The sequence below is a fragment of the Nonomuraea sp. NPDC003709 genome (assembly GCF_040610775.1).
GTDB classification, from domain to species: domain Bacteria; phylum Actinomycetota; class Actinomycetes; order Streptosporangiales; family Streptosporangiaceae; genus Nonomuraea; species Nonomuraea angiospora_A.
Genome location: NZ_JBEXMW010000006.1, coordinates 528,223 through 549,750 on the forward strand (window position 1 = coordinate 528,223; position 21,528 = coordinate 549,750).

At 70.6% G+C, this 21,528-nt stretch carries 18 protein-coding genes; 14 read left to right on the forward strand and 4 right to left on the reverse strand.

Annotated elements, in window-relative coordinates; all coding sequences use genetic code 11:
- The first annotated feature begins 7 nt into the window (after window positions 1–7).
- The 7 genes from ABZX61_RS21740 to ABZX61_RS21770 are packed head-to-tail and all read left to right on the forward strand — an operon-like array spanning window position 8 to window position 7,623.
- Window positions 8–1,216, forward strand: coding sequence for a membrane dipeptidase (locus ABZX61_RS21740; RefSeq protein WP_355197029.1), 1,209 nt, complete (start codon window positions 8–10; stop codon window positions 1,214–1,216).
- Window positions 1,216–2,784 (forward strand): ABC transporter substrate-binding protein, encoded by a 1,569-nt coding sequence (locus ABZX61_RS21745; protein WP_355197030.1) that lies wholly within the window; start codon window positions 1,216–1,218, stop codon window positions 2,782–2,784. Before ABZX61_RS21740 ends, ABZX61_RS21745 begins: the two co-directional genes overlap by 1 nt.
- A gap of 5 nt (window positions 2,785–2,789) precedes the next feature.
- On the forward strand, window positions 2,790–3,743 hold the full coding sequence (locus tag ABZX61_RS21750; protein ID WP_355197032.1) for an ABC transporter permease: 954 nt from the start codon (window positions 2,790–2,792) through the stop codon (window positions 3,741–3,743).
- Window positions 3,740–4,594, forward strand: a complete 855-nt coding sequence (locus ABZX61_RS21755; RefSeq protein ID WP_350741179.1) for an ABC transporter permease — start codon at window positions 3,740–3,742, stop codon at window positions 4,592–4,594. Before ABZX61_RS21750 ends, ABZX61_RS21755 begins: the two co-directional genes overlap by 4 nt.
- On the forward strand, window positions 4,591–5,760 hold the full coding sequence (locus ABZX61_RS21760) for a Xaa-Pro peptidase family protein (protein WP_355197034.1): 1,170 nt from the start codon (window positions 4,591–4,593) through the stop codon (window positions 5,758–5,760). The genes ABZX61_RS21755 and ABZX61_RS21760 overlap by 4 nt, the downstream gene beginning before the upstream one ends.
- Before the next feature lie 11 nt (window positions 5,761–5,771).
- Window positions 5,772–6,611, forward strand: a complete 840-nt coding sequence (locus tag ABZX61_RS21765; RefSeq protein ID WP_355197036.1) for an alpha/beta hydrolase — start codon at window positions 5,772–5,774, stop codon at window positions 6,609–6,611.
- Window positions 6,612–6,630: 19 nt separating this feature from the next.
- The gene (locus tag ABZX61_RS21770) at window positions 6,631–7,623 is read left to right on the forward strand and encodes an Lrp/AsnC family transcriptional regulator (protein ID WP_355197038.1); all 993 of its coding nucleotides are present in this window, start codon (window positions 6,631–6,633) and stop codon (window positions 7,621–7,623) included.
- A gap of 92 nt (window positions 7,624–7,715) precedes the next feature.
- On the opposite strand, the gene ABZX61_RS21775 is transcribed toward ABZX61_RS21770, so the two are convergent.
- Together ABZX61_RS21775 and ABZX61_RS21780 are read right to left on the reverse strand one after the other, a co-directional pair.
- Window positions 7,716–8,699: a hydroxyacid dehydrogenase gene (locus tag ABZX61_RS21775; RefSeq protein ID WP_350741171.1), complete on the reverse strand. Its 984-nt coding sequence runs from the start codon at window positions 8,697–8,699 to the stop codon at window positions 7,716–7,718.
- A 37-nt stretch (window positions 8,700–8,736) separates the two neighbouring features.
- The gene (locus ABZX61_RS21780; RefSeq protein ID WP_355197040.1) at window positions 8,737–9,774 is read right to left on the reverse strand and encodes a LacI family DNA-binding transcriptional regulator; all 1,038 of its coding nucleotides are present in this window, start codon (window positions 9,772–9,774) and stop codon (window positions 8,737–8,739) included.
- A gap of 197 nt (window positions 9,775–9,971) precedes the next feature.
- Between ABZX61_RS21780 and ABZX61_RS21785 the strand changes: the two genes are divergently transcribed.
- The 6 genes from ABZX61_RS21785 to ABZX61_RS21810 all read left to right on the forward strand — a co-directional run bounded on the left by ABZX61_RS21785 (window position 9,972) and on the right by ABZX61_RS21810 (window position 18,871).
- Entirely contained in the window at window positions 9,972–10,946 is a 975-nt protein-coding gene (locus tag ABZX61_RS21785; RefSeq protein WP_350741167.1) for an ABC transporter permease subunit, read from the forward strand.
- Entirely contained in the window at window positions 10,943–11,827 is an 885-nt protein-coding gene (locus ABZX61_RS21790) for a carbohydrate ABC transporter permease (protein ID WP_355197042.1), read from the forward strand. The genes ABZX61_RS21785 and ABZX61_RS21790 overlap by 4 nt, the downstream gene beginning before the upstream one ends.
- Window positions 11,828–11,910: 83 nt before the next feature.
- Entirely contained in the window at window positions 11,911–13,551 is a 1,641-nt protein-coding gene (locus tag ABZX61_RS21795; protein WP_355197044.1) for an extracellular solute-binding protein, read from the forward strand.
- Window positions 13,552–13,610: 59 nt separating this feature from the next.
- Window positions 13,611–17,045, forward strand: coding sequence for a DNRLRE domain-containing protein (locus tag ABZX61_RS21800; RefSeq protein ID WP_355197046.1), 3,435 nt, complete (start codon window positions 13,611–13,613; stop codon window positions 17,043–17,045).
- Window positions 17,046–17,101: 56 nt separating this feature from the next.
- Window positions 17,102–18,496: a GH1 family beta-glucosidase gene (locus tag ABZX61_RS21805; RefSeq protein ID WP_355197048.1), complete on the forward strand. Its 1,395-nt coding sequence runs from the start codon at window positions 17,102–17,104 to the stop codon at window positions 18,494–18,496.
- Window positions 18,497–18,523: 27 nt separating this feature from the next.
- Complete coding sequence (locus ABZX61_RS21810; RefSeq protein ID WP_355197050.1) at window positions 18,524–18,871, forward strand: DUF2809 domain-containing protein; 348 nt, start codon at window positions 18,524–18,526, stop codon at window positions 18,869–18,871.
- A gap of 6 nt (window positions 18,872–18,877) precedes the next feature.
- On the opposite strand, the gene ABZX61_RS21815 is transcribed toward ABZX61_RS21810, so the two are convergent.
- Together ABZX61_RS21815 and ABZX61_RS21820 are read right to left on the reverse strand one after the other, a co-directional pair.
- The gene (locus ABZX61_RS21815; protein WP_355197052.1) at window positions 18,878–19,660 is read right to left on the reverse strand and encodes an alpha/beta hydrolase; all 783 of its coding nucleotides are present in this window, start codon (window positions 19,658–19,660) and stop codon (window positions 18,878–18,880) included.
- A gap of 12 nt (window positions 19,661–19,672) precedes the next feature.
- The gene (locus tag ABZX61_RS21820; protein WP_350741155.1) at window positions 19,673–20,236 is read right to left on the reverse strand and encodes a permease; all 564 of its coding nucleotides are present in this window, start codon (window positions 20,234–20,236) and stop codon (window positions 19,673–19,675) included.
- 195 nt (window positions 20,237–20,431) lie between these two features.
- Between ABZX61_RS21820 and ABZX61_RS21825 the strand changes: the two genes are divergently transcribed.
- Window positions 20,432–21,528: ATP-binding protein (locus tag ABZX61_RS21825; protein WP_355197054.1), on the forward strand; the 1,097-nt coding region annotated here is incomplete at its 3' end.

The window sequence follows — 21,528 nt, forward strand, 5'->3', positions numbered from 1 at the left end:
ATTGCCAGTGCTGGAAGCCGCGAAGAGCTATAAGGGTTACCGTTCCTACGAGTACCTGGAAGCAGGCGTCGACTACCGGGAGTTCGACCTGGCGCCCGAGTTCGACAGGGTTCCGGCGTACCAGGGGCCCGAGCTCACCACCGAGCAGACCGAGCGCGTCCGACGCCTGCTCGTCGACAGCCTGGTCGTCTCACTGCACGACCACCCGTCGATCTTCCCCGACGACATCGGCCAGACCGTCGACTACAACCGCACCGCCCGCCACCACACCGGCTACGCCGGCCTGGCCCGCTCCGGCATGACGGTCGTCTTCGACAACCTCATGGACGGCACCTGCTGCATCACCAGCCAGGCGGGCTGGAAGTGGAACGACGTGATCGCCGACATCGGCATGCGCCTGTCGGACCTGGCCCACCAGGACTTCCTCATCAAGGTCGAGCGCCTGGCCGACGTGCGCGAGGCGCACGCCGGCGGCCGCATGGGCCTCGTGCTCGCTCTCGAGGCGGCCACGATGATCGAGAACGAGGTCGACAGGATCGACATGCTGTACGGCTTCGGCGTCCGCCAGATGGGCATCGCCTACAGCGAGGCCAACACCCTGGGCAGCGGCCTGAAAGAGCGCGGCGACGGCGGCCTGACCCTGTTCGGCGAGAAGGCCGTGCGCCGCATGAACAAGCTCGGCATCGCCATCGACGTCTCCCACTCGGGCGACCAGACCTCGCTCGACACGATCCGCCACTCGGCCAAGCCGATCCTCATCACCCACGCGGGCGCCCGTTCGGTCTGGCCGACGAACCGGATGAAGCCGGACTCCGTCATCAAGGCGGCGGCCGAGCGCGGCGGCGTGATCGGGCTGGAGGCGGCCCCGCACACCACGCTCTCGCCCGACCACCCCCGCCACAGCCTGGAGTCGGTCATGGACCACTTCACCTACTGCGTGGACCTCGTCGGCATCGATCACGTCGCCTTCGGCCCCGACACGCTGTTCGGCGACCACGTGGGGCTGCACGACACCTTCGCCGAGCACCTGTCGCTCAACGAGGCGCACGCGGGCACCCCGTACGAGAAGGTCGCCTACGTGGACGGCCTGGAGAACCCGGCCGAGTGCTTCTGGAACATCATCTCCTGGCTCGTCGCCCACGACTACTCCGACGACGAGATCACCAAGGTCATCGGCGGCAACGTCATGCGTGTGCTGGAAGAGGTCTGGTTCTGATGAGACGCTCCATCCTCGTCTTCGCCGCGCTGGCGATCGCGACGGCGGCCTGCGCTCCGAGCGTGCCGGGGCAGTCGTCGTCCCAGAGCGCGCCGCAGGCCAACGCCGACCGGCTGACCATCGGCACGACCGCCGACGTGGTCAACTACAACCCCCTGGTCGGCAACAGCCGTACCGACTCGTGGGTCACCAACCTCATGTACCCGCACCTGACCCAGATGGACGAGTCGGGCAAGCGCGTCCCGTACCTGGCCACCGAGTGGTCCTACTCCGACGACGGCAAGACCGCCACGGTGAAGCTGCGCGACGACATGAAGTGGTCCGACGGCAAGCCGGTCACCGCCGACGACGTGGTCTTCTCGGTGACGACGGTGCAGAAGGAGAAGTTCGGCGTGGTCGCCGGGCTCATCACCGCGCTGGACAAGGCCGAGGCCGTCTCGCCGACCGAGGTGCGATTCGCCCTCAAGCGCCCTGACGGCACCTTCCTCGACAACGTCGGCTTCTGGCTGCCGGTCGTGCCCAAGCACGTCTTCGAGAAGGCGCCCAGCGTGCAGAAGTTCGCCAACGACGCCGACTGGGTGAGCGCGGGGCCGTTCAAGCTCACCAAGGTCGAGCGCGGCCAGCGCTACATCATGCAGCGCGTGGACGACTTCGGCCCCGGCACGCCGGCCGTCAAGGAGATCGTCTTCCGGGTCTTCCCCGACGTGAACACCGAGGTCCTCGCGCTGCGCAACGGCGAGATCGACCTGATCGGCAACGTGCTGCCGCCCGCCACCGCGGCCGAGCTGAAGAACGACCCGAAGGTCACGTTGCAGCAGATCCCGTCGCTGGGCTGGGCGCACCTGCAGTACAACACCAAGCGCAAGCCGCTCGACGACGTCCGCGTCCGGCAGGCGCTCGCGCAGGCCGTCGACTACGAGGCCATCAGGAACATCGCGCTCAAGGGCTTCGCCAAGTCCTCCAACTCCAGCGTGCTCACCCCGTCGCTGCCCGACTACGCGGACCCGTCCTCGAAGGAGTACGTCTTCGACCCGGAGCAGTCCAAGAAGCTGCTGGCCGAGGCCGGGGTGACCGACCTCAGCCTGAGCATGGTCTACGACCAGGCCGACCCGAACATCGCCCGCTGGGCCCCCATGGTCCGCGACTCGGCGAAGAAGGCCGGGATCACGATCAAGCTGCAGGGCCTGGAGCGCAACACGTACCTGGACAAGACACTCAAGCGCGACTTCGACATCTACGCCGGCTCCTGGGCCGTGATGGACAACCCGCCCGCGAACCTCGGGCTGGCCTTCAAGACCGGCGGGTTCATCAACTACGCCCAGGTCAGCGACCCCAAGCTGGACGACCTGATCGACCAGGCGCAGCGGGCGCTCAGCCCCGCCGACGCCAAGGCGCCGATCCAGGAGGCCGCGCGGATCATCCAAGACCAGGTCTACGACAACGTCCTGTACGTGGAGACGTTCAACATCGCGCACTCCACGAAGTGGACCGGGTTCAAGCCGATGCCCAGCGAGCTGCTGTCCATCCTGAACCCGCTCTCCCTCGCCGCGGCCAAGCCGGCGGGCTGATCGCCATGCGGTTCATCGGCCTGCGGCTGGCCCGCGGCCTGCTCACCCTGTGGTTCGCGGTCACGGTCACGTTCTTCCTGGTGCGCCTGCTGCCGGGCGACCCGGTGCTGGCCGTGGCCGACCCGAACATGACCGAGGAGCTCCGCCAGAAGCTCCTGGCCGACTTCGGCCTGGACAAGTCGCTCGGCGCGCAGTACGTCGACTACCTCGGCCAGCTCCTGCACGGCAACCTCGGCATGTCGTTCCGTCAGTCGGTCCCTGTCACGACCGTGCTGATGGAGCGGCTGCCGTGGACGCTGATCCTGACCATCTCGGCCATGGTGGTGACGATCGCGCTGGGCATCCCGCTCGGCGTGCTCGCCGCCACCAAGGCCAAGGGGTGGCTGGACCGCCTGATCCAGGTCACCGGCGTCACCGCGCAGTCCCTGTTCGTGCCGAGCGTCGGGATCTTCCTCATGTACGTCCTGGGGGTCTGGCTCGGCTGGTTCCCCATCGGCGGCGCGGTCGACCTCGACGCCACCGGCTTCGGCGCCACGCTCAGCATGCTGCACCACCTGGTGCTGCCGTGCCTGTCGCTGGTCCTCATCCAGCTGGGCGGCTACGTGCTCACCATGCGCACCACGCTCATCGACGCGCTCGGCGAGGACTACGTCGCACTGGCCAAGGCCAAGGGCGTCCGCCCGGGGAAGGTCGTGTGGAAGCACGCCCTGCGCAACGCGCTGCTGCCGACCACCACGATCGCCGGGCTCCAGCTCGGCACGCTGGTCGGCGGCGCGGTGCTGACCGAGACGATCTACGCCTACCCGGGCATCGGCCGCGCCATCTACGAGGCGGTCGGCCAGCTCGACTTCCCCGTCCTGCAGGGCGCGTTCGTGCTGCTCGCGGCGGCCGTCGTGGCCGCCAACCTGATCACCGACGTGGCCTACGGAATCCTCGACCCCAGGGTGCGCACCTCATGACTGTGGCTGCCATCGAGCTCACGCCCAGGCAGCGGACCTGGAGCGCGTTCCGCCGCAACCCGCTCGGCCTGGCCAGCGGCGTCGTGCTGGCGCTGCTGGCACTGGTCGCGGTCCTCGCGCCGCTGATCGCGCCCTTCCCCGAGGGGTACGGCGCCGACACCTCCCAGCCGCCGTCGGCCGCCCACTGGTTCGGCACCGACGACATCGGGCAGGACGTGTTCGCCCAGGTCGTGTGGGGCACCCGGGTCAGCATGGCGGTCGGCGTCAGCGCCTCCGTGCTGGCCATCGTGATCGGCCTGCTCATCGGCGTCAGCGCCGCCTACTTCCGCCGCCTCGACACGCCGCTCGGCGTGCTGGTGGACCTGTCGTTGTCGCTGCCCGTGCTGCCGCTGATGATCCTGGTGGCGGCGCTGGCCGGGCCGAGCGTGCGCACGCTGGCCGTGGTCATCGCGCTGTTCAGCTGGCCCGAGGTGGCCCGCGTGGTCCGCTCGCAGGCGCTGGCGATCGTGCCCATGCCGTTCGTGTCGGCGGCCAAGGTCGTCGGCGGCTCGTCGCTGTGGATCGTCCGCAAGCACCTGCTGCCCGGCGTCATCCCCGTCGTCGGCGTGTCGGTCGTGCTGACCACCTCCCGCGCCGTGCTCGCCGAGGCCGGGCTCTCCTTCCTCGGCCTGGGCGACCCCAACAGCTGGTCGTGGGGGACGATCCTGCACAAGGCGCAGCAGTCCGGCTCGCTCGCCTCCGCCTGGTGGACCACGCTCTTCCCGTCGCTGGCCATCTTGCTGCTCGTCCTGTCCACGACGCTGCTGTCCGTGGCCTACAACGACGCCCGCAACCACAGGAGCGACTCATGACCTTCAGCCAGCGGCTCCCCGACGCCTTCTACGCCGGCGCGCTCGCCCGCGTCCGCGCGGAGATGGCCGCGGAGGACCTGTCGGCGCTGCTGCTCGACGACCCGCTCGACGTCGCCTACCTCACCGGCTTCCACCACTTCCCGAACGAGCGCCCGGTCGCCTGCTGGCTGCCGCTCGACGGCGACCCGGTCCTGCTCGTGCCGGACCTCGAACGCGAGTACGCCCAGGACCAGCGGGCCCGCGCCGAGATCGTGGCCTATCCCGAGTTCCCCGGCCGCCGCCCGCCGTTCGCGGTGCTCGCCGGCCACGTACGCCGGCCCGCGACCGCCGCGTACGCACCCTCCACCAGCGTCGCCCGCGCCCAGGCCCTGGCCGAGGCGTTCCCCGGCACCCGCTGGAGCACCTGCGAGGCCGTCGGCCGCGTCCGGCTGCGCAAGACGCCCGAGGAGATCACCCTGCACGAGGAGGCCGCGCGCATCGCCGACGCCATGCTGGAGGCCGGCGTCGAGCTGGTCAGGGCGGCCCTCGAAGCCGGCGGCGAGCTGCCCGCCGAGACGGAGCTGGCCTCCCACGTCATCAGCCACGGCGCCCGCCTCATGTACGCCAGGCACCAGGACGTCGTCGTGGTCCCCATGCTCACCGGCGGCCTCGTCTACGGCGGCCCCAACTCGGCCCAGCCGCACCGGCTGCCGGGCGGCGACCGGCTGCGGGCGGGAGAGACGTTCATGCTCTCGCTCGGCTGCGCGGTCGGCGGCCGGTTCGTCGAGAGCGAGCGCACGTTCGTGATCGGCGAGCCCACCACGCGGCAGGCCCGCTACTACGAGAGCGTCCGCGAGGCCCAGGAGACCGGTACCGAGGCCCTGATCGCGGGCCTGACCTGCGAGGAGGCCAACCGCCGCTGCCTGGCGGTGATCGAGGAGGCCGGGCTGGGCGAGTACATCCGCCACCGGCAGGGGCACGGCATCGGGCTCGGCTTCCACGAGCCGCCGTGGCTGTCCGACGGCGACACCACCGAGCTGGCCCCCGGCATGATCCTGTCCAGCGAGCCCGGCGTGTACGTGCCTGGGCACGCCGGCTACCGCATCTCCGACACCGTCCTGGTCACCGAGTCGGGGCCGCGCCGGCTCACGGCGTACCCGCGCGAGCTCACCGACGTCATCATCTGAAAGGCAGACACGTGTTCGTCGACATCAACGGCAACCCTCTGAACGTCGAGGTCCTCGGCGACGGCGAGGAGACGATCATCGCCCACCACGGCGCCCCGGGGCTCGGCTCGCTCGCCGAGCCCAAGGCAAGCTTCGGGCGGCTCGCCGACGCCTACCGGGTGGTCGTCTTCGACGCCAGAGGGTCGGGCAGGAGCGGGCAGAACGGGCCGTTCACGCACGAGCAGTGGGTCGCCGACGTCGAGGGCCTGCGCGAATGGCTCGGCGCCGAGCGCATCGTGATCGCCGGCGGCTCGTACGGCGGCTTCATCGCCATGGAGTACGCCGCCCGCCACCCCGACCGCATCAGCGCCGTCGTGCTGCGCGACACCTCGGCCGACAACGCCAACCAGGAGCTCGCCACCCGCAACGCCGCCGCCTCGTCCCGGGTGCGGATCGACCCGGCCAAGCTGGATCGGATCATGTCCGGCACCGTCCGCGACGACGCGGACCTGAAGGACTGCTGGCGGGAGATCCTGCCGCTCTACGACCACGACTACGACCCGGCCAAGGTCGAGCAGCGCGTGGCCGCCACCCCGTACCACTACCTCACCCACAACCACGCCTTCGCCGTCAACCAGCCGAACTACGACATCAAGCACCTGCTGCCCGGCATCACGGCCCCGGTCCTGGTGACCGTCGGCCGGCACGACTGGATCACGCCGGTCGAGTGCAGCGAGACCATCGCCCGCCTCATCCCCCAGGCCGAGCTGCGGGTATTCGAGAAGTCCGGCCACTCGCCGCAGGTCGAGGAGGCCGAGCTGTGGGAGGCGACCGTCCGCGACTTCCTCGACAAGGTGCGCGGGCGGCGCTGAACACGCGATGATGCCCCCGATGGAAGATCTCGACGACCTCGACCGGAAGATCCTCGCCGCGCTCCACGTGAACGGCAGGGCGAGCTGGACCGACATCGCCCAGTTGCTGGGCATCTCCACCAGCACGGTGGCGCGCCGGGCCCAGCACCTGTTCGCCGCGGGCCTGGCCCGCGTGGCGGTGCTGCCGCACCTGGAGCACGACGGGCCCGTGCACGTGTTCATCGTCCGGCTGTCGTGCGCGCCCGGCAGCCAGCTCAGGGTCGCCGGGCTGCTGGCCAAGAACCCCGACATCCGGTACGTCTCCATCGTCACCGGCGGCTACGACATCGTCTTCGAGCTCGTCGCACCCAAGGACCGCGACCTGTACTCGATGCTGGTCGACGTCGTGCACGCCATCCCCGGCACCCAGCAGAGCGTCGCCGACCTCGTGCTGCACACCTACAAGCGCAGCTACGACTGGAGCGTCCCCGTGGTCGGGGAGCAGGCGGCGCCGTTCGCGCTGGAGCCGCCCCTGCACACCTGCGAGCGCGGGCACCTCGACGACGTCGACCGCGCCGTGCTGGCGGCGATGCGCGAGGACGGGCGGGCCAGCTTCCAGTCGGTCGGCAACCGGCTGGGCATCAGCGAGAGCACGGCCAGGCGGCGCTTCGAGGCCATGGTCGAGCGCGGCTGCGCCATCACGGCCACGTTCATCCCGGCCGCCGCACTCGGCTACGAGGCGGAGCTGCTCTTCTGGCTGTCGGTCGAACCCAGCATGCAGGACGCCGTCGCCGAGCGGCTCGCGAACGAGCGCGGCGTGCGGATGATCGCCTCCCTGCTGGGCCAGACGTCGCTGATCTGCGAGGTGATCGTGCCGACCACGGCCGACATCCACCACTTCACCTCGCGCACGCTGGCCTCCGTGCCCGGCATCCAGTCGTGGACGGCGGGCGTGCAGGTGCTGACGGTCAAACGCGGCTTCCTCATGGTGCCCTGGGCGGAGGACCGGATCGCCGCGGCGCTGGCCGGCTGACCGGGCTGCGGGAAGAGAGCCCGGTTCCGGTACGGACACCGGCCGGCCGGCGCGGAAGGGGTTGTCACGCGCGAATGTCCGTACCGGGGTTTCTAGGCGATGCGGGCGAGGTCGCGCATGTGGATCGGGTACGCCGGAGGCAGCCCCTTGGCGTACCGCTCGAGTTCGTCGAGGGCGGCCTCGGCGAGGCGATGGACCTCCGTGCCCATGGCTCCGGCGATGTGCGGCGTGAGCTGCACGTTGGGCAGCCCGAACAGCGGTGAGTCGACCGGCAGCGGTTCGGGGTCGGTGACGTCGAGGATCGCGCTGAGCCGCCCGCTCACGCATTCGGCGGTGAGCGCGTCGGTGTCGATCAGGCTGCCTCGGGCGGTGTTGATGACCGTGGCGTGGTCGGGAAGCAGAGCGAGGCGGTCGGCGTCCAGCAGGTTGCGGGTCTCGGGCAGTGACGGCGCGTGCAGGGTCACGATGTCGCTGCGGCGCAGCAGGTCGGGCAGGGGCACGAGGGTCGTGCCGAGGTCCTCGGCGTCCGCCTCGGTGGCGTAGGGGTCACTCACGAGCACGGTGCGGTCGAAGGCCTGAAGCAGGCGTGCCACCCGCCGGCCGGTGTGCGACAGGCCGACGATGCCGACGACGCCGCCGTAGTTCGACCCGGCGCTCACCCGTTCCCGCCACGCGGAGTCGGCGCCCCGCCGCCGGTACGCCTCGGCGAAGGCGCTCACGCGTTTGCCGCTGTGCAGGATCGCGGCGAGGGTGTACTCCGCGACGGGCACCGCGTTGGCGTTGGCCGCGGAGGTGACGAGGATTCCGCGTTCCCAGCAGGAGGCGTCGGTCAGATGGGTCTTCACGGTGCCGGCCGCGTGCAGCACGGCGCGCAGCCGGGGAGCGGCATCGAGGACCTCGCCGGTCAGGAGTGGGCACCCCCAACCTGTGATCATGACTTCGATGTCGCGGAGCCGGGCGCGGCTTGACGGTGAGCCGAGCTCGGTCAGCGCTTCGGGGCGGTCGAGCCGGGCGAGGGTGTGTAGTCGCTCGAATCGTGCGTCGTCGAAGAGCTGGCGGATGGTGGGTTCGGACATGACCAGTGCTGTCACGGGCCGGCGGGTCATCATGCTCCTATTCGGTGGTGGCTGCGATCGCGACGCTGTCCCGTACGACGACGTGAGTGCCGAGCACGACCCGCTGGTCGACGGTGTCCGGCGCCATCGCCATCGTGGCGGCGAGCCGGCCCAGCTCCCGGGCGGGAATGTGCACGGTGGTCAGTCCGAGATCGGCGGCGAAGGTGGCGTCGTCGAACCCCACGACCGAGATGTCCTCGGGCGTGCGCAGCCCTGCCTCCCGCACGGCTTGCAGGACGCCGCTCGCGACGTGGTCGGTGTGGGCGAACACGGCGGTGAAGTCCGGCGGCCCCGCCCGCAGAATGTCGCGCATGCGGGCGTAGCCGGTCTCGCGGCTCCACGCGGGGCCCGCCTCCAGCCGGGGGTCGAGGTCGCCGCCGAGGTCGGCCAGGGCACGGCGGTATCCGTCCCGCCTCCGCACCGTGGTGCTGTGGTCCTGCTGGCCGCTCAGGAGCAGGATGCGGCGGTGGCCGCGCGACAGCAGGTGACTGGTCGCGGCGTACGCACCGCCCTCGTTGTCGTACTCGACCACGCCGGCGGGTACGTCCGGGCCGAGCGGGGGTCGGGCGCACAGCACCAGACGTGAGCCGGTCTGCGCGAGGGAGCCGGCGAAGGCGCTGGTCTCGCGCACGTATTCCGGGCTTTCGGTGACGGCGCCGATGAGGACGATGGCCTGCGCGTGCTGGGCGCTCATCTGCCGCAGCACGTGCAGCTCGCGATCGGGGTCGCCGCCGGTGGTGCCGATCAGGCAGAACCGCCCGGCGTCGGCGAGGGTGTTGGCGATGCTCTGGACCAGGCTCATGAGAAAGCCGTCGTCGAGCATCCGGACCACGATGGCGATCGTGCCGGTCTCCTGGTGGATCAGTGCGCGGGCGTGCGGATTGGCGACGTAGGCGAGGTCGCGGACCGCGCGCATGACCTTGTCGCGGGTTTCCGGCGCCGGCGGATAACTGCCGTTGAGGATGCGTGACACGGTGGACACCGAGACGCCCGCCCGGGCCGCCACGTCGCGGATGCTCGCCCGCCTGTTCTCCATGCCGTTCTCTACCTCCGTGCGCGGTTCCACGCTTTGTTAAAAGGGTTTACTCCAGAGCCTAGCCCGTGCCCGCGCGGCCGGTCCAGGGGAGCGACTCTATCTGCCTGTTTGCGAAGTGTGGGTCTTGACGTACGAGTGAAACCCTTTTAACGTGCCGAGGACCAAGCGCCATTACGTAGCTGTTTCCAGGAGGCAACGTGGCCGTCACCCTCGCTGACCGGCGGACGGACGATCCGCCCACCAGCGCGGCCGAGTCCGCGCGCCGGCGCGGCGGCCGGCGGCAGCGGCTGCGCCGCAGCCGCTTATTGCTGCTCATGATGGCACCGGGAGTGCTGTACTTCCTGGTGTTCCACTACGTCGCTCTGCTGGGCAACGTCATCGTCTTCCAGGACTACCTGCCGTTCGCGGGCATCGCCAACAGCCCCTGGGTAGGCCTGGACAACTTCCGGGCGCTGTTCGCCGACCCCGACTTCTGGCAGGCGGCGGTCAACACCATCAGCCTCGCCACGCTGCAACTGATCTTCTATTTCCCGGTGCCGGTGGCCCTGGCGCTGCTGCTGCACAGCCTGACCCGGGGGTGGGTGCGCAAGGCGGTCCAGAGCATCGTCTACCTGCCCCATTTCATCTCATGGGTGATCGTCGTCGCGCTGTTCCAGCAACTGCTCGGTGCGGCGGGCGTGCTCAACGGGCTGTTCGCCGACAACGGCTACCACCTGGTCAACGTCTTCAGCGAGCCGTCGTTGTTCAAGCCGCTGATGATCGCCGAGCTGATCTGGAAGGACTGCGGCTGGGGCACGATCATCGTGCTGGCCGCCCTGCACAACGTGGACGATCAACTCTACGAGGCATCCGCGATCGACGGCGCGGGGTGGGGCCGGCGGCTGTGGCACGTGACCCTGCCGTCCCTGCGACCCGTCCTCGTCCTGCTGCTGATCCTGCGGCTGGGCGACATCCTGAGCGTCGGCTTCGACCAGGTCCTGCTGCAGCGCGACGGGTTCTCGCCCGGAGTCGCGGAGGTCCTGGACACCTACACCTACTACCACGGGGTGGTCAACGGCAGCTGGGGACCGGCCGCCCTGGCCGGCATCTTCAAGGGCCTCGTCGGCCTGGTCCTGATCGTCGTGGCCAACAAGGTCGCGCACCGGCTTGGCGAGGAAGGAGTCTACCGATGACACGTCCGGTCTGGATGGAGCCGCCCCGGCCGAGCACCAAGGCGGCGAAGGCCGTCGCGGTGACGATCACGGTGGCGCTGGTGATCATCCCGTTCTGGGTGGTCGTCGCCACCAGCCTGTCGCCTGACCTGCAGGTGATCCGCAACGGCGGCTGGTCGATCTGGCCCGAGCAGGTGACGCTGGACGCGTACCGGCGGCTGTTCGGTTCCGGGGTGATCTCGCACGCGGTGCTCGTCTCCGCCGTGGTCACGATCGTGGGCACCGCGGTGAGCCTCACCGCCACCGTGCTGATGGCGTACGCGCTGGCCCGGCCGAACGTCTTCGGCGGCAGGCCGATCATGCTGGGCGTCCTGCTCACCTTCCTGTTCCCGCCGGCGATCATCCCCAGCTTCCTGGTTGTCAGCAACCTGGACCTGCGCAACCACTACGCGGCGCTGATCGCCCCGGTGCTCATCAGCTCCTTCAACCTGGTCATCATGCGGGGCTACTTCCAGGGCCTGCCGGCCCAGCTGTCGGAGAGCGCCCGCATCGACGGCGCCGGCGACGGCCGCGTGCTGTGGCACGTCGTACTTCCGCTGTCCAAGGCGATCATCGCGGTGGTCGGCTTCTACTACGCGGTCGGCTACTGGAACAGCTTCTTCAACGCCATGCTCTACCTCGACGACCAGTCCACCTGGCCGCTGCAGCCCATGCTGCGGCAGATCGTCATGCTCGGGGCCAACCCCGACACGTCGATCGCGGCCGGAGCCGGGGCCGGCGTTGCCCCACAGACCACGACCATGGCCACCGTCGTGGTCGCGGTGCTGCCGATTCTCGCGGTCTATCCGCTCGTGCAGCGCTTCTTCACCAAAGGCGTGCTCACCGGCGCGATCAAGGGCTGACCTCGCCTGACGGCCCACCCCCCTGCACACCTTCCGCGCCCAGCGCGGACCGCACAACCCACCCGGAAGGGAAAGCGCTTGCCATGGACATCACCCGGAGATCGCTGCTCAGACTGACCGGCGGCGTCGCGCTCGCCTCCGCCGTACCCGGTCTCGCCGCCTGCGGCGACGGCTCGGCCACATCGGTGGGCAACGCGGGCAAGGGTCTCGCCCCGCTCCCCACCTACACCCCGATCAACCTGGTGAAGCCGGACCTGCCTGGCACCGCTCAAGGTGTCCAGGACGCCTTCCTGACCTATCCGCAGAAACTGGCCCAGACCGTCGACGGCAAGCCGGGCGACGGCTCGGTCGTCACCTGCATGGTCATCACCTACGGCACCGCGCCGTCCCCGGCCGCGAGCAACAAGCTGTGGACCGCGATCAACGAGGCGCTCGGGGTGGACCTGCGCCTCACCCTCGTCCCGGCGGCCGATCTCAACGCCAAGTACGCCACCATGATGGCCGGCGGCGACCTGCCTGACATCATCGCCACCATCGACCTGGCGATGTCCAACGCGCTGCAGTTCACCCAGGCCAAGTGTGCCGATCTGACCGAGTACATCTCCGGTGACGCGATCAAGGAGTACCCGAACCTGGCCAACCTGCCGACGATCTCATGGCAGAACGTCGGTCGAATCGGCGGCCGCCTGTACGGCGTCCCGGTACCCCGGCCCCAGCTCGCCGGCGTGATGTTCGGCAACAGGGAGAAGCTCGAGACCGCCGGCATCAAGATGGGGCTCGGCGTGTCCACGGCCCAGTTCGCCGAGGGCTTGGCCAAGCTCGCCACCGCCAGGCAGTTCCCGCTGGGCGGCAACAACTTCAGCGAGAACATCCACCTCGGCGCGGCCGGTGTCCCCAGCAACTGGGTGCTCGCCGACGGCGCGTTCACCAGCCGTTACGAGAACCCGGTCTACCCGGAGGTGCTACAGCGGCTGCGCGACTGGTACGCCAAGGGCTACTTCTACCCGGACCTGCTGAGCACCCAGGCCACCCAGGCGAACACGTTCTTCATGAACGGCACGACGCTGACCCTGGGCGGCGGCATCGGCGGCTACCCGGGAATGGTCTCCGGGGTCGGCGACGCCTTCACGGTCGACTTCGTCCGCCCGTACGGCGACAACCCGACTCCGTGGCTGGGCAACGGGGTGTTCTCCAACAGCGGCCGCGGCGGCTTCACCGCCCTGAAGAAGGCGTCGCCGGAGCGCATCAAGATGCTGCTGCGAGTGCTGAACTTCCTGGCCGCGCCGTTCGGCAGCAAGGAGTACGAGCTGATCAACTACGGTGTCGCCGGGGTGCACTTCACCACCGGTGCCGGCGGCGACCCGTTGCCCACCGCGCTGGCCACCACCGGCGGCGAGAACAAGACGAACCTGCCCCTGCAGTACATCGCGGCCGCTCCGTACGTGCTCTACCTGCCCGGCAACGCCGACGCCACCCGCCGCAGCTACCAGGCCCAGCAGGAGATCGTCCCCATCGGCGTCGGCGACCCGTCCTACGGCCTGGTCTCGCCGACCCAGGCCGCGAAGGGCACGAAGCTCAACCAGCAGATCACCGACGTGACCAACGCGATCATCACGGGCAAGCGCCCGGTGTCGGACTGGAGCGGGGCCGTCTCGCAGTGGAAGTCCCAGGGTGGCGACGCGATCGCCAAGGAACTCGCCGAGCAGCACGCGGCCAACCACTGACCCACCGCAGACGCATGGGGACGACTCCATCGAAGAGAGAAGGCTGTGCCATGCCGTCCTTGAGCACAACCACCGCCCGGCTCCGCGCGGGCGCCGCCGCCCTCGTCCTGACCCTCGCCACGTTGACGACCCTGGCGGCGGTGGACACGCCCGCGCACGCCGATCCCGTCCAGCCGCCGGCCAGCGTCGTCGCGCTGCTGGCGCCGGAGCACCCGCGGCTCCTGGCGACCGCGCAGACGTTCTCCGCCGCCGCCCGGCGCATCGGCACCGACACCCGGCTCAAGACCTGGTATGCCCAGGTCAAGGCCGGTGCGGACGGCGTCCTCGCCACCTCGCCGCCGACCGCCCTGTCGACCTCCGTCATCGACGAGGCGAAACGCCGCGTCTACGCCCTCGCCCTCGTCTACCGGATCACCGGCGAGACCCGGTACGCCGAACGCGCGGCGCGCGAACTCGTCGCCCTCTCCTCCGCCCCGGCCTGGGACAAGGACCAGTTCCTGGAGGTCGGAGAGCTGTCCAACAGCGTCGCGATCGGCTACGACTGGCTCTACGACTATCTGTCGGCGAGTGACAGGGCCACGATCCGCTCCGCCATCGTCACCAAGGCCCTGCGGCCGGCCCTCGTCCGCTACGGGTACGCCACCAGCTTCTACACCCAGAACCACAACTGGAACCTCGTCTGCAACGCGGTCGCGCTCGGGGCGCTGGCCATCGGCGACGACCCGGGCCTGACCGCCGACGAGCGCGGCGTCGTCGACCAGGTGCTCAAAGCGAGCATCACGTCGATCCAGAACGGGATCAGCGGCTACGGCCCGGACGGCGCCAGCGGCGAGAGCCCGCAGTACTGGCAGTACGCCACCGAGTACCTCGTCCTCTACCTCGCCGCCATGAAGACCGCGACCGGCACCGACTTCGGCCTGTCCGACCTGCCCGGCCTCGCCGGCACCGGCGACTACGGCATCCACGTGACCGGCGCGACCGGCCTGACCTTCAACTACGGCGACGGCGGAACCGACCTGCTCGGCGCGGTCACCCCGACCTGGCAGGCGCCGTTCATGATGTGGCTCGCCACCCGCTACGGCAAGCCGTACTACATGGCCTGGCAGGCGCGGCTCGCCGACCGCTCGGCCAGCCCGATGGACATCCTCTGGTACGACCCGGCCGACGGCGGCGGCGCCGGCCATCCGGCAGCGACCGACGCCTTCTTCGACGGCGTCGAGATCGCCACCGCCCGCAGCGCCTGGGACGACCCCTACGCCGTCTCCGTCGCCACCAAGGGCATGCGCGCCGGGTACGACCAGATCGCCGCCCACGAGAACCTCGACGCCGGAGACTTCGTCCTCGACGCCGCGGGCGTGCGCTGGTTCGACGACCTCGGCCTCGACAGCTACAGCCTCCCGGGGTACTTCGACTGGACCAAGGACACCGGCGGCCGATGGGACTACTACGTGACCCGTCCCGAGGGCCAGAACACGATGCGGCTCGGCACCGGGCCCACCCCCTCCACCGCGCTGACCGTCGGCGCTCCGATCACCACCGTCAGCTCGACGCCCCAGAAGTGGTACGAGATCACCGACCTCACCGGCCTCTACGGCGGCCGGGTGCAACGCGCCCAGCGCGGCCTGCAACTGTTCGACGACCGGCGACAGGTGCTGCTCCAGGACGAGGTGAAGACGAGCGAACCGATCGGCTACTGGTCGTTCCTGCACACCCGCGCCGACGTCGTGGTGGCCGCCGACGGACGGTCGGCCACCCTCTACCGAGGCGGACAGCGGCTCTGGGTCCAACTGCTCACCACCGATGGACAGCTGCTCATCGGGGACTCCCGGCCCTTGCCGGACAGCCCCGACCCCACCGGCCAGAGCCGCCAGCCCGGCTCACGAACCCTCGCGATCCAGCTGACCGCGGCCGGGACCACCACGGTGGCGATGCGGATGGTTCCCCTCGCCGCAGGGCAGAAGCCGCCCACCGACACCCCGGCGGTAACCCCGCTGGCCTCCTGGACGCCGGGCGCGACCGGCCCGACGGCCCTGACCGACATCATGATCGGCGCCGACCACCTGGCCGGATTCGATCCGCGGCGCTACCGCTACGACATCACCCTGCCCGCGAACACCGCCACCGCGCCCAAGGTCGTCCCCCTGACGCCGAGCGGCACCTACGCGACCGTCACCCGGGCGACCGCGATCCCGGGCACGGCCACCGTGACGACCTTCCGGCTCGACGCCAACCGCAAGAAGGTCTACGGCCCTGCCTACCAGGTGCACTTCCGGCAGGCGGGAAAGACCGCCACCGCACTGCCCGTCGCGTCGGTCACCGCCGGCGCGAACGAGGGAAGCCCCGCGGCCGACGCCGTCGACGGCAACATGGGCAGCCGCTGGGCCGCGGCGGGCGACGGGCAGACACTCACGCTCGACCTCGGCGCCAAGCGCACCGTGGGCGCCGTCGCCGTCGCGTTCTTCAACGGGCACGCGCGAACGTCCACCTTCGACGTCCTCACCTCCACCGACGGCACCACCTGGAACGCGGCGCTCACGAGAGCCGTCTCCGCCGGCACGTCCGACGACGCCGAAGTCTTCTCCTTCACGGCGCGGCCGGCCCGCCACGTCCGGCTGGTCGGCCACGGAAACTCCGTCAGCAGCTACAACAGCGTCACGGAGATCCGGGTCTACGCCGGAAAGTCCGACGCCCAGGCGGACGCGGCACCCCGGCCGGTCGTTCTCGGGACCGTGACCGCGTCCCCGGCCGGCCCGCCGGCCCTGTCGATCGGCGACACCCTGCGGCTGAGCCTGACCGGCAAGCAGACCGACGGCAGCCCGGCCGATCTGTCCACGGCGACCATCACCTGGACCAGCAGCCATCCGGCCGTGGCCACGGTGGACGGCTCCGGCCTGGTCACCGCCGCCGGCGGTGGCAGCGCGAAAGTCGGCGCGCTGGTCATTCGCGCACCCATGATGAAGGTCGTCCGTGTGCCGGTGTCGGTGGTCGACCCGTCGCACATCGAACCCGTGGCCGACGGGTTCGTCCGCGACGGCACCCACGCGGCCACCACCTTCGGCACGGGCTCCGTCCTCGAAGTACGCAACAATCCCAGCCTCGGCAGCGGGTTCGACCGGGTCGCGTACCTGGCCTTCCCGCTGACCGCGGCGCACGGCACGGTCGTCTCGGCCACCCTGCACGTCTACGGCTCGACCAGCGACGCCGCGGGCGCGACCGACGCCGTCCACGCGGTCACCGACGCGAGCTGGAGCGAAGCCACGCTGACCTGGAACACCCGGCCGCCGCTGGGCGCCGGTCTCGGCACGTTCACGCTCGACACCACCGCGTCCTGGCACACCGTGGACGTGACCGCGTTCGTCCAGGCCCAGCTCGCCGCCGGGCAGGACGCCAGCCTCGCGATCACGTCCACCGCCACGGCGTACGGGCCGTTCACCTCCTTCTCCAGCAAGGAAGCGACCGGCAACCACCCCTACCTGGAACTGACGCTGTCCTGACCCGCGCGACGGCGCCGGTCAACCGGCCGGCGCCGTCCGCACCCGAGAGGCCCTCCGTGTCCGCACTTCCCTTCCCCCAGGGCTTCCTCTGGGGTGCCGCGACGGCGGCGTACCAGGTCGAAGGCGCCGTCGCTGAGGACGGCCGCACCGCCTCGATCTGGGACACCTTCGGCCACACCCCGGGACGCGTGCTCGACGGGGACACCGGCGACATCGCTTGCGACCACTACCACCGCTACGCCGGCGACGTCGCCCTCATGGCCCGGCTGGGCCTGAGCGCGTACCGGTTCTCCGTCTCCTGGCCCCGGGTCCAGCCCGGCGGCTGGGGCCGGGCCAACCAGCGCGGGCTCGACTTCTACCGGCGGCTCACCGACGAGCTGCTGGACCGGGGGATCGAGCCGTGGGTCACGCTCTACCACTGGGACCTGCCGCAGGAACTCGAGGACGCCGGAGGGTGGCCCGCCCGGGACACCGCCGCTCGCTTCGCCGAATACGCCGGGCTCGTCCACGGAGCGCTGGGCGACCGCGTCCGCCACTGGATCACGCTCAACGAACCGTGGTGCGCCGCTTTCCTCGGCTATGCCGACGGCCGGCACGCGCCCGGCCGCAGCGACGGCGCTGCCGCGCTGGCCGCATCTCATCACCTGCTGCTCGGTCACGGTCTGGCCACCCGGGCGATCCGGACCGCCGACTCGGCCGCCGTCATCGGCACCACGCTCAACGTGCAGTCGCTCATCGCGTACTCGGACAGCCCGGCCGACCGTGAGGCGCTGCGCCGCGTCGACGGCATCGGCAACCGGATCTTCCTCGATCCGCTGCTGCGTGCCGAATACCCGGCCGACGTCGCCGACGACGTCGCCCACCTGACCGACTTGTCCTTCATCCACCCGGGCGACCTGGCGACCATCGCCGCGCCGATCGACTTCCTCGGCCTCAACTACTACAACCCTCTCGTGGTCGCGGCGTCCGCCGACGGTCAGCCCGGCGCCGGCGCGGCCTGGCCGGGTTGTGAGGACGTCAGCTTCATCCGCCGCGGCTTCCCGGTCACCCACATGGACTGGGAGGTCGACCCGGCCGGACTCACCGCGCTGCTGCGCCGCGTCACCGAGGATTACGGACCGATTCCGCTCTACGTCACCGAGAACGGCGCCGCCTACTCCGACACGGTCGACGCCGACGGCGGCGTACGCGACCAGGACCGTGTCGACTACTACGCGCAGCACCTGCACGCCTGCCTGGAGGCGATCCGCGCCGGCGTGCCGCTGCAGGGCTACTTCGCGTGGTCCCTCATGGACAACTTCGAATGGGGGTGGGGATACTCCCGTCGCTTCGGCCTCGTCCACGTCGACTACACCACCCAGCACCGCACGATCAAGAACAGCGGTCACTGGTACGCCGAAGTGATCCACCGCAACGCACTGCCGCAAGCGACCGCACCCATGTCGCAGTGAGTCACCATACGTCGATAACGTGATCCGATGCCCCGCCTAGTCGCTCTCTGCGCAGCCGTCCTGACCGTCGCGGCCGGATTGGGGGTGCGCGCGTTCTTCGACGGCCCGGTGTCGAAGTACGCGGGCGACGCCCTCTACACCGTGTTGATCTACACGCTCGTGGTGCTGGTCCTCCCCCGGGTGCGCCCCTGGGTGGCGGCGGTGGTGGCGGTGGGGGCGAGCTGGGCGATCGAGTTCGCCCAGCTCGGGGAGATCCCGGCCGTGCTGCGGCCGCTGCTGGGCAGCACGTTCAACCCGCCCGACCTCTTCTGGTACGCGGTGGGCGCGGCGTCGGCCTGGGCCGCGCACACGCTCTGGCTGCGGAGGGCGGGATGAGCACCGTCAGAACGCGTTCTTCAGGAAGGGCAGCAGCGCCTCGGCCGTACGCTCGGGATACTCCGACATCGGGTAGTGGCCCGCGCCGTCGATCACGACGGCCTGCCCGCGCAGCAGCGACGCCTGGGTCCGCGCCTCGGCCGCCGGGTCGGGGAAGTCGGGGTCCTTGGCGCCCATGAGGACCAGGGCCGGGCAGCGGACCTGGGCGATGACCCGCTCGGCGTCCGGTTCGCGGTCGAGGAGCATGGCGCGCATCGCCTCGCGCCGTTTCGGGTCGCGCAGCATGGCCACCAGTTCGGCGCGGTGTCCGGCCAGGTCGGCGGGCCTGGCCGTACGGTGCGCCATGGCGTAGTAGAGGCTCCACAGCCGCGGGGAACCGGCGATCAGCCGGACCAGCGTGCGGACGGCGACGTTGAGGGGGACGGCTCTGATGAAGCCGTCGATCGCGACGATCCCGGCCACCCGCTCGGGCGCCTCCGCGGCGGCGCGGACGACGCCGCCCGCCGCGTAGGAGTTGCCGAGCAGGACGGCGCCGGGCGCGTCCAGCTCCTCCAGCAGGGCCACGATGTCGCCGCCCACCGCGGACTGGGAGTAGCCGTCCCAGCCCGCCGAGGACTCCCCGTGGCCGCGCAGGTCCGCCGTCACCACCCGGTACCCCGCCTCCACCAGCGGCGGGCGCAGGAACCGGTAGGCCTCGCGGGTGTCCCCCAGACCGGGTACGCACACGACGAGCGGCCCTTCGCCGACACTGTCGTAGGCCAGGCGACCACCCGGAACGTCAACGAACATGTCGCCACCTTCCTAACTGACGATGTCCACGATCAGCCCCAGCGCGAGCAGCAGGGCCATCGCACCGCCGGAGACCATCGCCCGCCAGGTGACCGTGGCGCGCTCCCGTACCGAGCGGAAGTACAGGACCGCGCCGACCACCACGAGAACCCCCTCGACGACGCCCGTGAGCCAGGGGATCTGCCACAGTCCGAAGCCGAGCAGCGGCAGGTCACCGGCGTTGCCGGGCAGCAACGGCAGGTCGGCCCGGTGGACGAGCAGGTCGAGCAGCCAGTGGCTGAACGTCACCGCGCCCAGCACCCACCCGGCCGTGCGGCCCCACCGCCAGGCTCCGAAGCCGCCGTACAGCGCCGACAGCAGCAACGCGCCCAGCAGTGAGTGGGTGTACTGCGCGTCGATCAGCGCCTCGCCGTAGGTGCCCGGGGCGACGGCCTGGAAGGACTCGATCCCGCCCGCCAGGAACAGGATCACGAAGATGACGTCGAGGAACTGCGTGGCGAGCATGAGCGACCACAGCGGGACGCGGGGCTGGCCGGCTTTGACGGCGGCGGCCAGACCGAAGTGTCCGACGAACATTCAGCGTCCCTCCTTGGAGACCGGCTCGGGGGTTCGGGTGGCCCAGCGGTCGAGCCACCCGCACAGCGCGACGAACAACAGCAAGAAAAGTAAGAAATCCATGTCTCTCCTTACGTGGCGGTACGACGTTAGGGAGGGAGAGCGTCTGCCCGGTATCGGACGATTGTCTGGTGTCGGGGGCGCTACATTCTGATGGTGCTGTGGGGACGAGAGAGGGAGCAGGCGCAGATCGACGCTCTGATCGCGCAGGCCAGGGGCGGCCGGAGCGGGAGCCTGATCCTGCGGGGCGAGCCCGGGATCGGCAAGTCCGCCCTCCTCGACCACGCCGCCCGGTCGGCGGAGGGCATGCGTCCGCTGCGCGGCACCGGCATCGAGACCGAGGCCGAGCTGCCCTTCGCGGCGCTCCACCTGCTGCTCCGCCCGGCCCTCGACCGGATCGGCAGGCTTCCGGCGCCGCAGGCCAGGGCGCTGGAAGGCGCGTTCGGCCTCGCCACCGCACCAGAGGACCGCTTCCTCATCGGACTGGCCGCCCTGTCGCTGCTCACCGAACTGGCCGAGGACGGCCCGCTGCTCTGCCTGGTCGACGACGCCCAGTGGATGGACCGGTCGTCGGCCGAGGCGCTGCTGTTCGCGGCCCGGCGGCTGCACTCGGAGGGGATCGCCCTGCTGTTCGCGGCCAGGGACGCCTTCCACGCGCCCGGAGTGCCCGAGTTGCGGCTCGAAGGCCTCGACCGGCAGGCCGCCGACGATCTGCTGCGCGAGCACACGCCCGGTCTGGGCCCCAACGTACGGGAGAGGATCCTCGGCGAGAGCGGCGGAAACCCGCTCGCCCTGATCGAGTTGCCCCGGATGCCCGATTCGCCGCACCACGCGCCGGAGCCGCTGCCGCTGCCGCGCCGGATCCAGGAGGCGTACGAGGCGCGGATCGCCGTCCTGCCGCCGGACAGCCAGACGATGCTGATGGTCGCCGCCCTTGACGACGCCGGGGATCTCGACGTGGTCGTGCGCGCGGCCGGGAGGCTGGGGGTCGACGCCGCCGCCCTGGGGCCGGCCGAGCGCGCCGGTTTCCTGTCCATCTCCGGCGGGCGGCTGTCCTTCGGCCACCCGCTGATGCGTACGGCGGCGGCTCGGCGGGCGGCCTACGACGAGCGCCTGGCCGTGCACCGCGCCCTCGCCGGCGTGCTCGACGACGAGCAGGACGCCGACCGCCGCGCCTGGCACCTGGCCGCCGCCGTGACCGGCCGCGGTCAGCGACGTCGACTCGCTGGACACCGCGGTGGCCTAGCACCGGC

Excerpts from the sequence above, each read along its gene's own strand:
- ABZX61_RS21750 (WP_355197032.1), top strand. The coding sequence starts at position 2,790 with ATGCGGTTCATCGGCCTGCGGCTGGCCCGCGGCCTGCTCACCCTGTGG.
- ABZX61_RS21790 (WP_355197042.1), top strand. The coding sequence starts at position 10,943 with ATGACACGTCCGGTCTGGATGGAGCCGCCCCGGCCGAGCACCAAGGCG.
- ABZX61_RS21770 (WP_355197038.1), top strand. The coding sequence starts at position 6,631 with ATGGAAGATCTCGACGACCTCGACCGGAAGATCCTCGCCGCGCTCCAC.
- ABZX61_RS21775 (WP_350741171.1), bottom strand. The coding sequence starts at position 8,699 with ATGTCCGAACCCACCATCCGCCAGCTCTTCGACGACGCACGATTCGAG.
- ABZX61_RS21820 (WP_350741155.1), bottom strand. The coding sequence starts at position 20,236 with ATGTTCGTCGGACACTTCGGTCTGGCCGCCGCCGTCAAAGCCGGCCAG.
- ABZX61_RS21780 (WP_355197040.1), bottom strand. The coding sequence starts at position 9,774 with ATGGAGAACAGGCGGGCGAGCATCCGCGACGTGGCGGCCCGGGCGGGC.
- ABZX61_RS21760 (WP_355197034.1), top strand. The coding sequence starts at position 4,591 with ATGACCTTCAGCCAGCGGCTCCCCGACGCCTTCTACGCCGGCGCGCTC.
- ABZX61_RS21745 (WP_355197030.1), top strand. The coding sequence starts at position 1,216 with ATGAGACGCTCCATCCTCGTCTTCGCCGCGCTGGCGATCGCGACGGCG.
- ABZX61_RS21815 (WP_355197052.1), bottom strand. The coding sequence starts at position 19,660 with ATGTTCGTTGACGTTCCGGGTGGTCGCCTGGCCTACGACAGTGTCGGC.
- ABZX61_RS21810 (WP_355197050.1), top strand. The coding sequence starts at position 18,524 with ATGCCCCGCCTAGTCGCTCTCTGCGCAGCCGTCCTGACCGTCGCGGCC.
- ABZX61_RS21795 (WP_355197044.1), top strand. The coding sequence starts at position 11,911 with ATGGACATCACCCGGAGATCGCTGCTCAGACTGACCGGCGGCGTCGCG.
- ABZX61_RS21755 (WP_350741179.1), top strand. The coding sequence starts at position 3,740 with ATGACTGTGGCTGCCATCGAGCTCACGCCCAGGCAGCGGACCTGGAGC.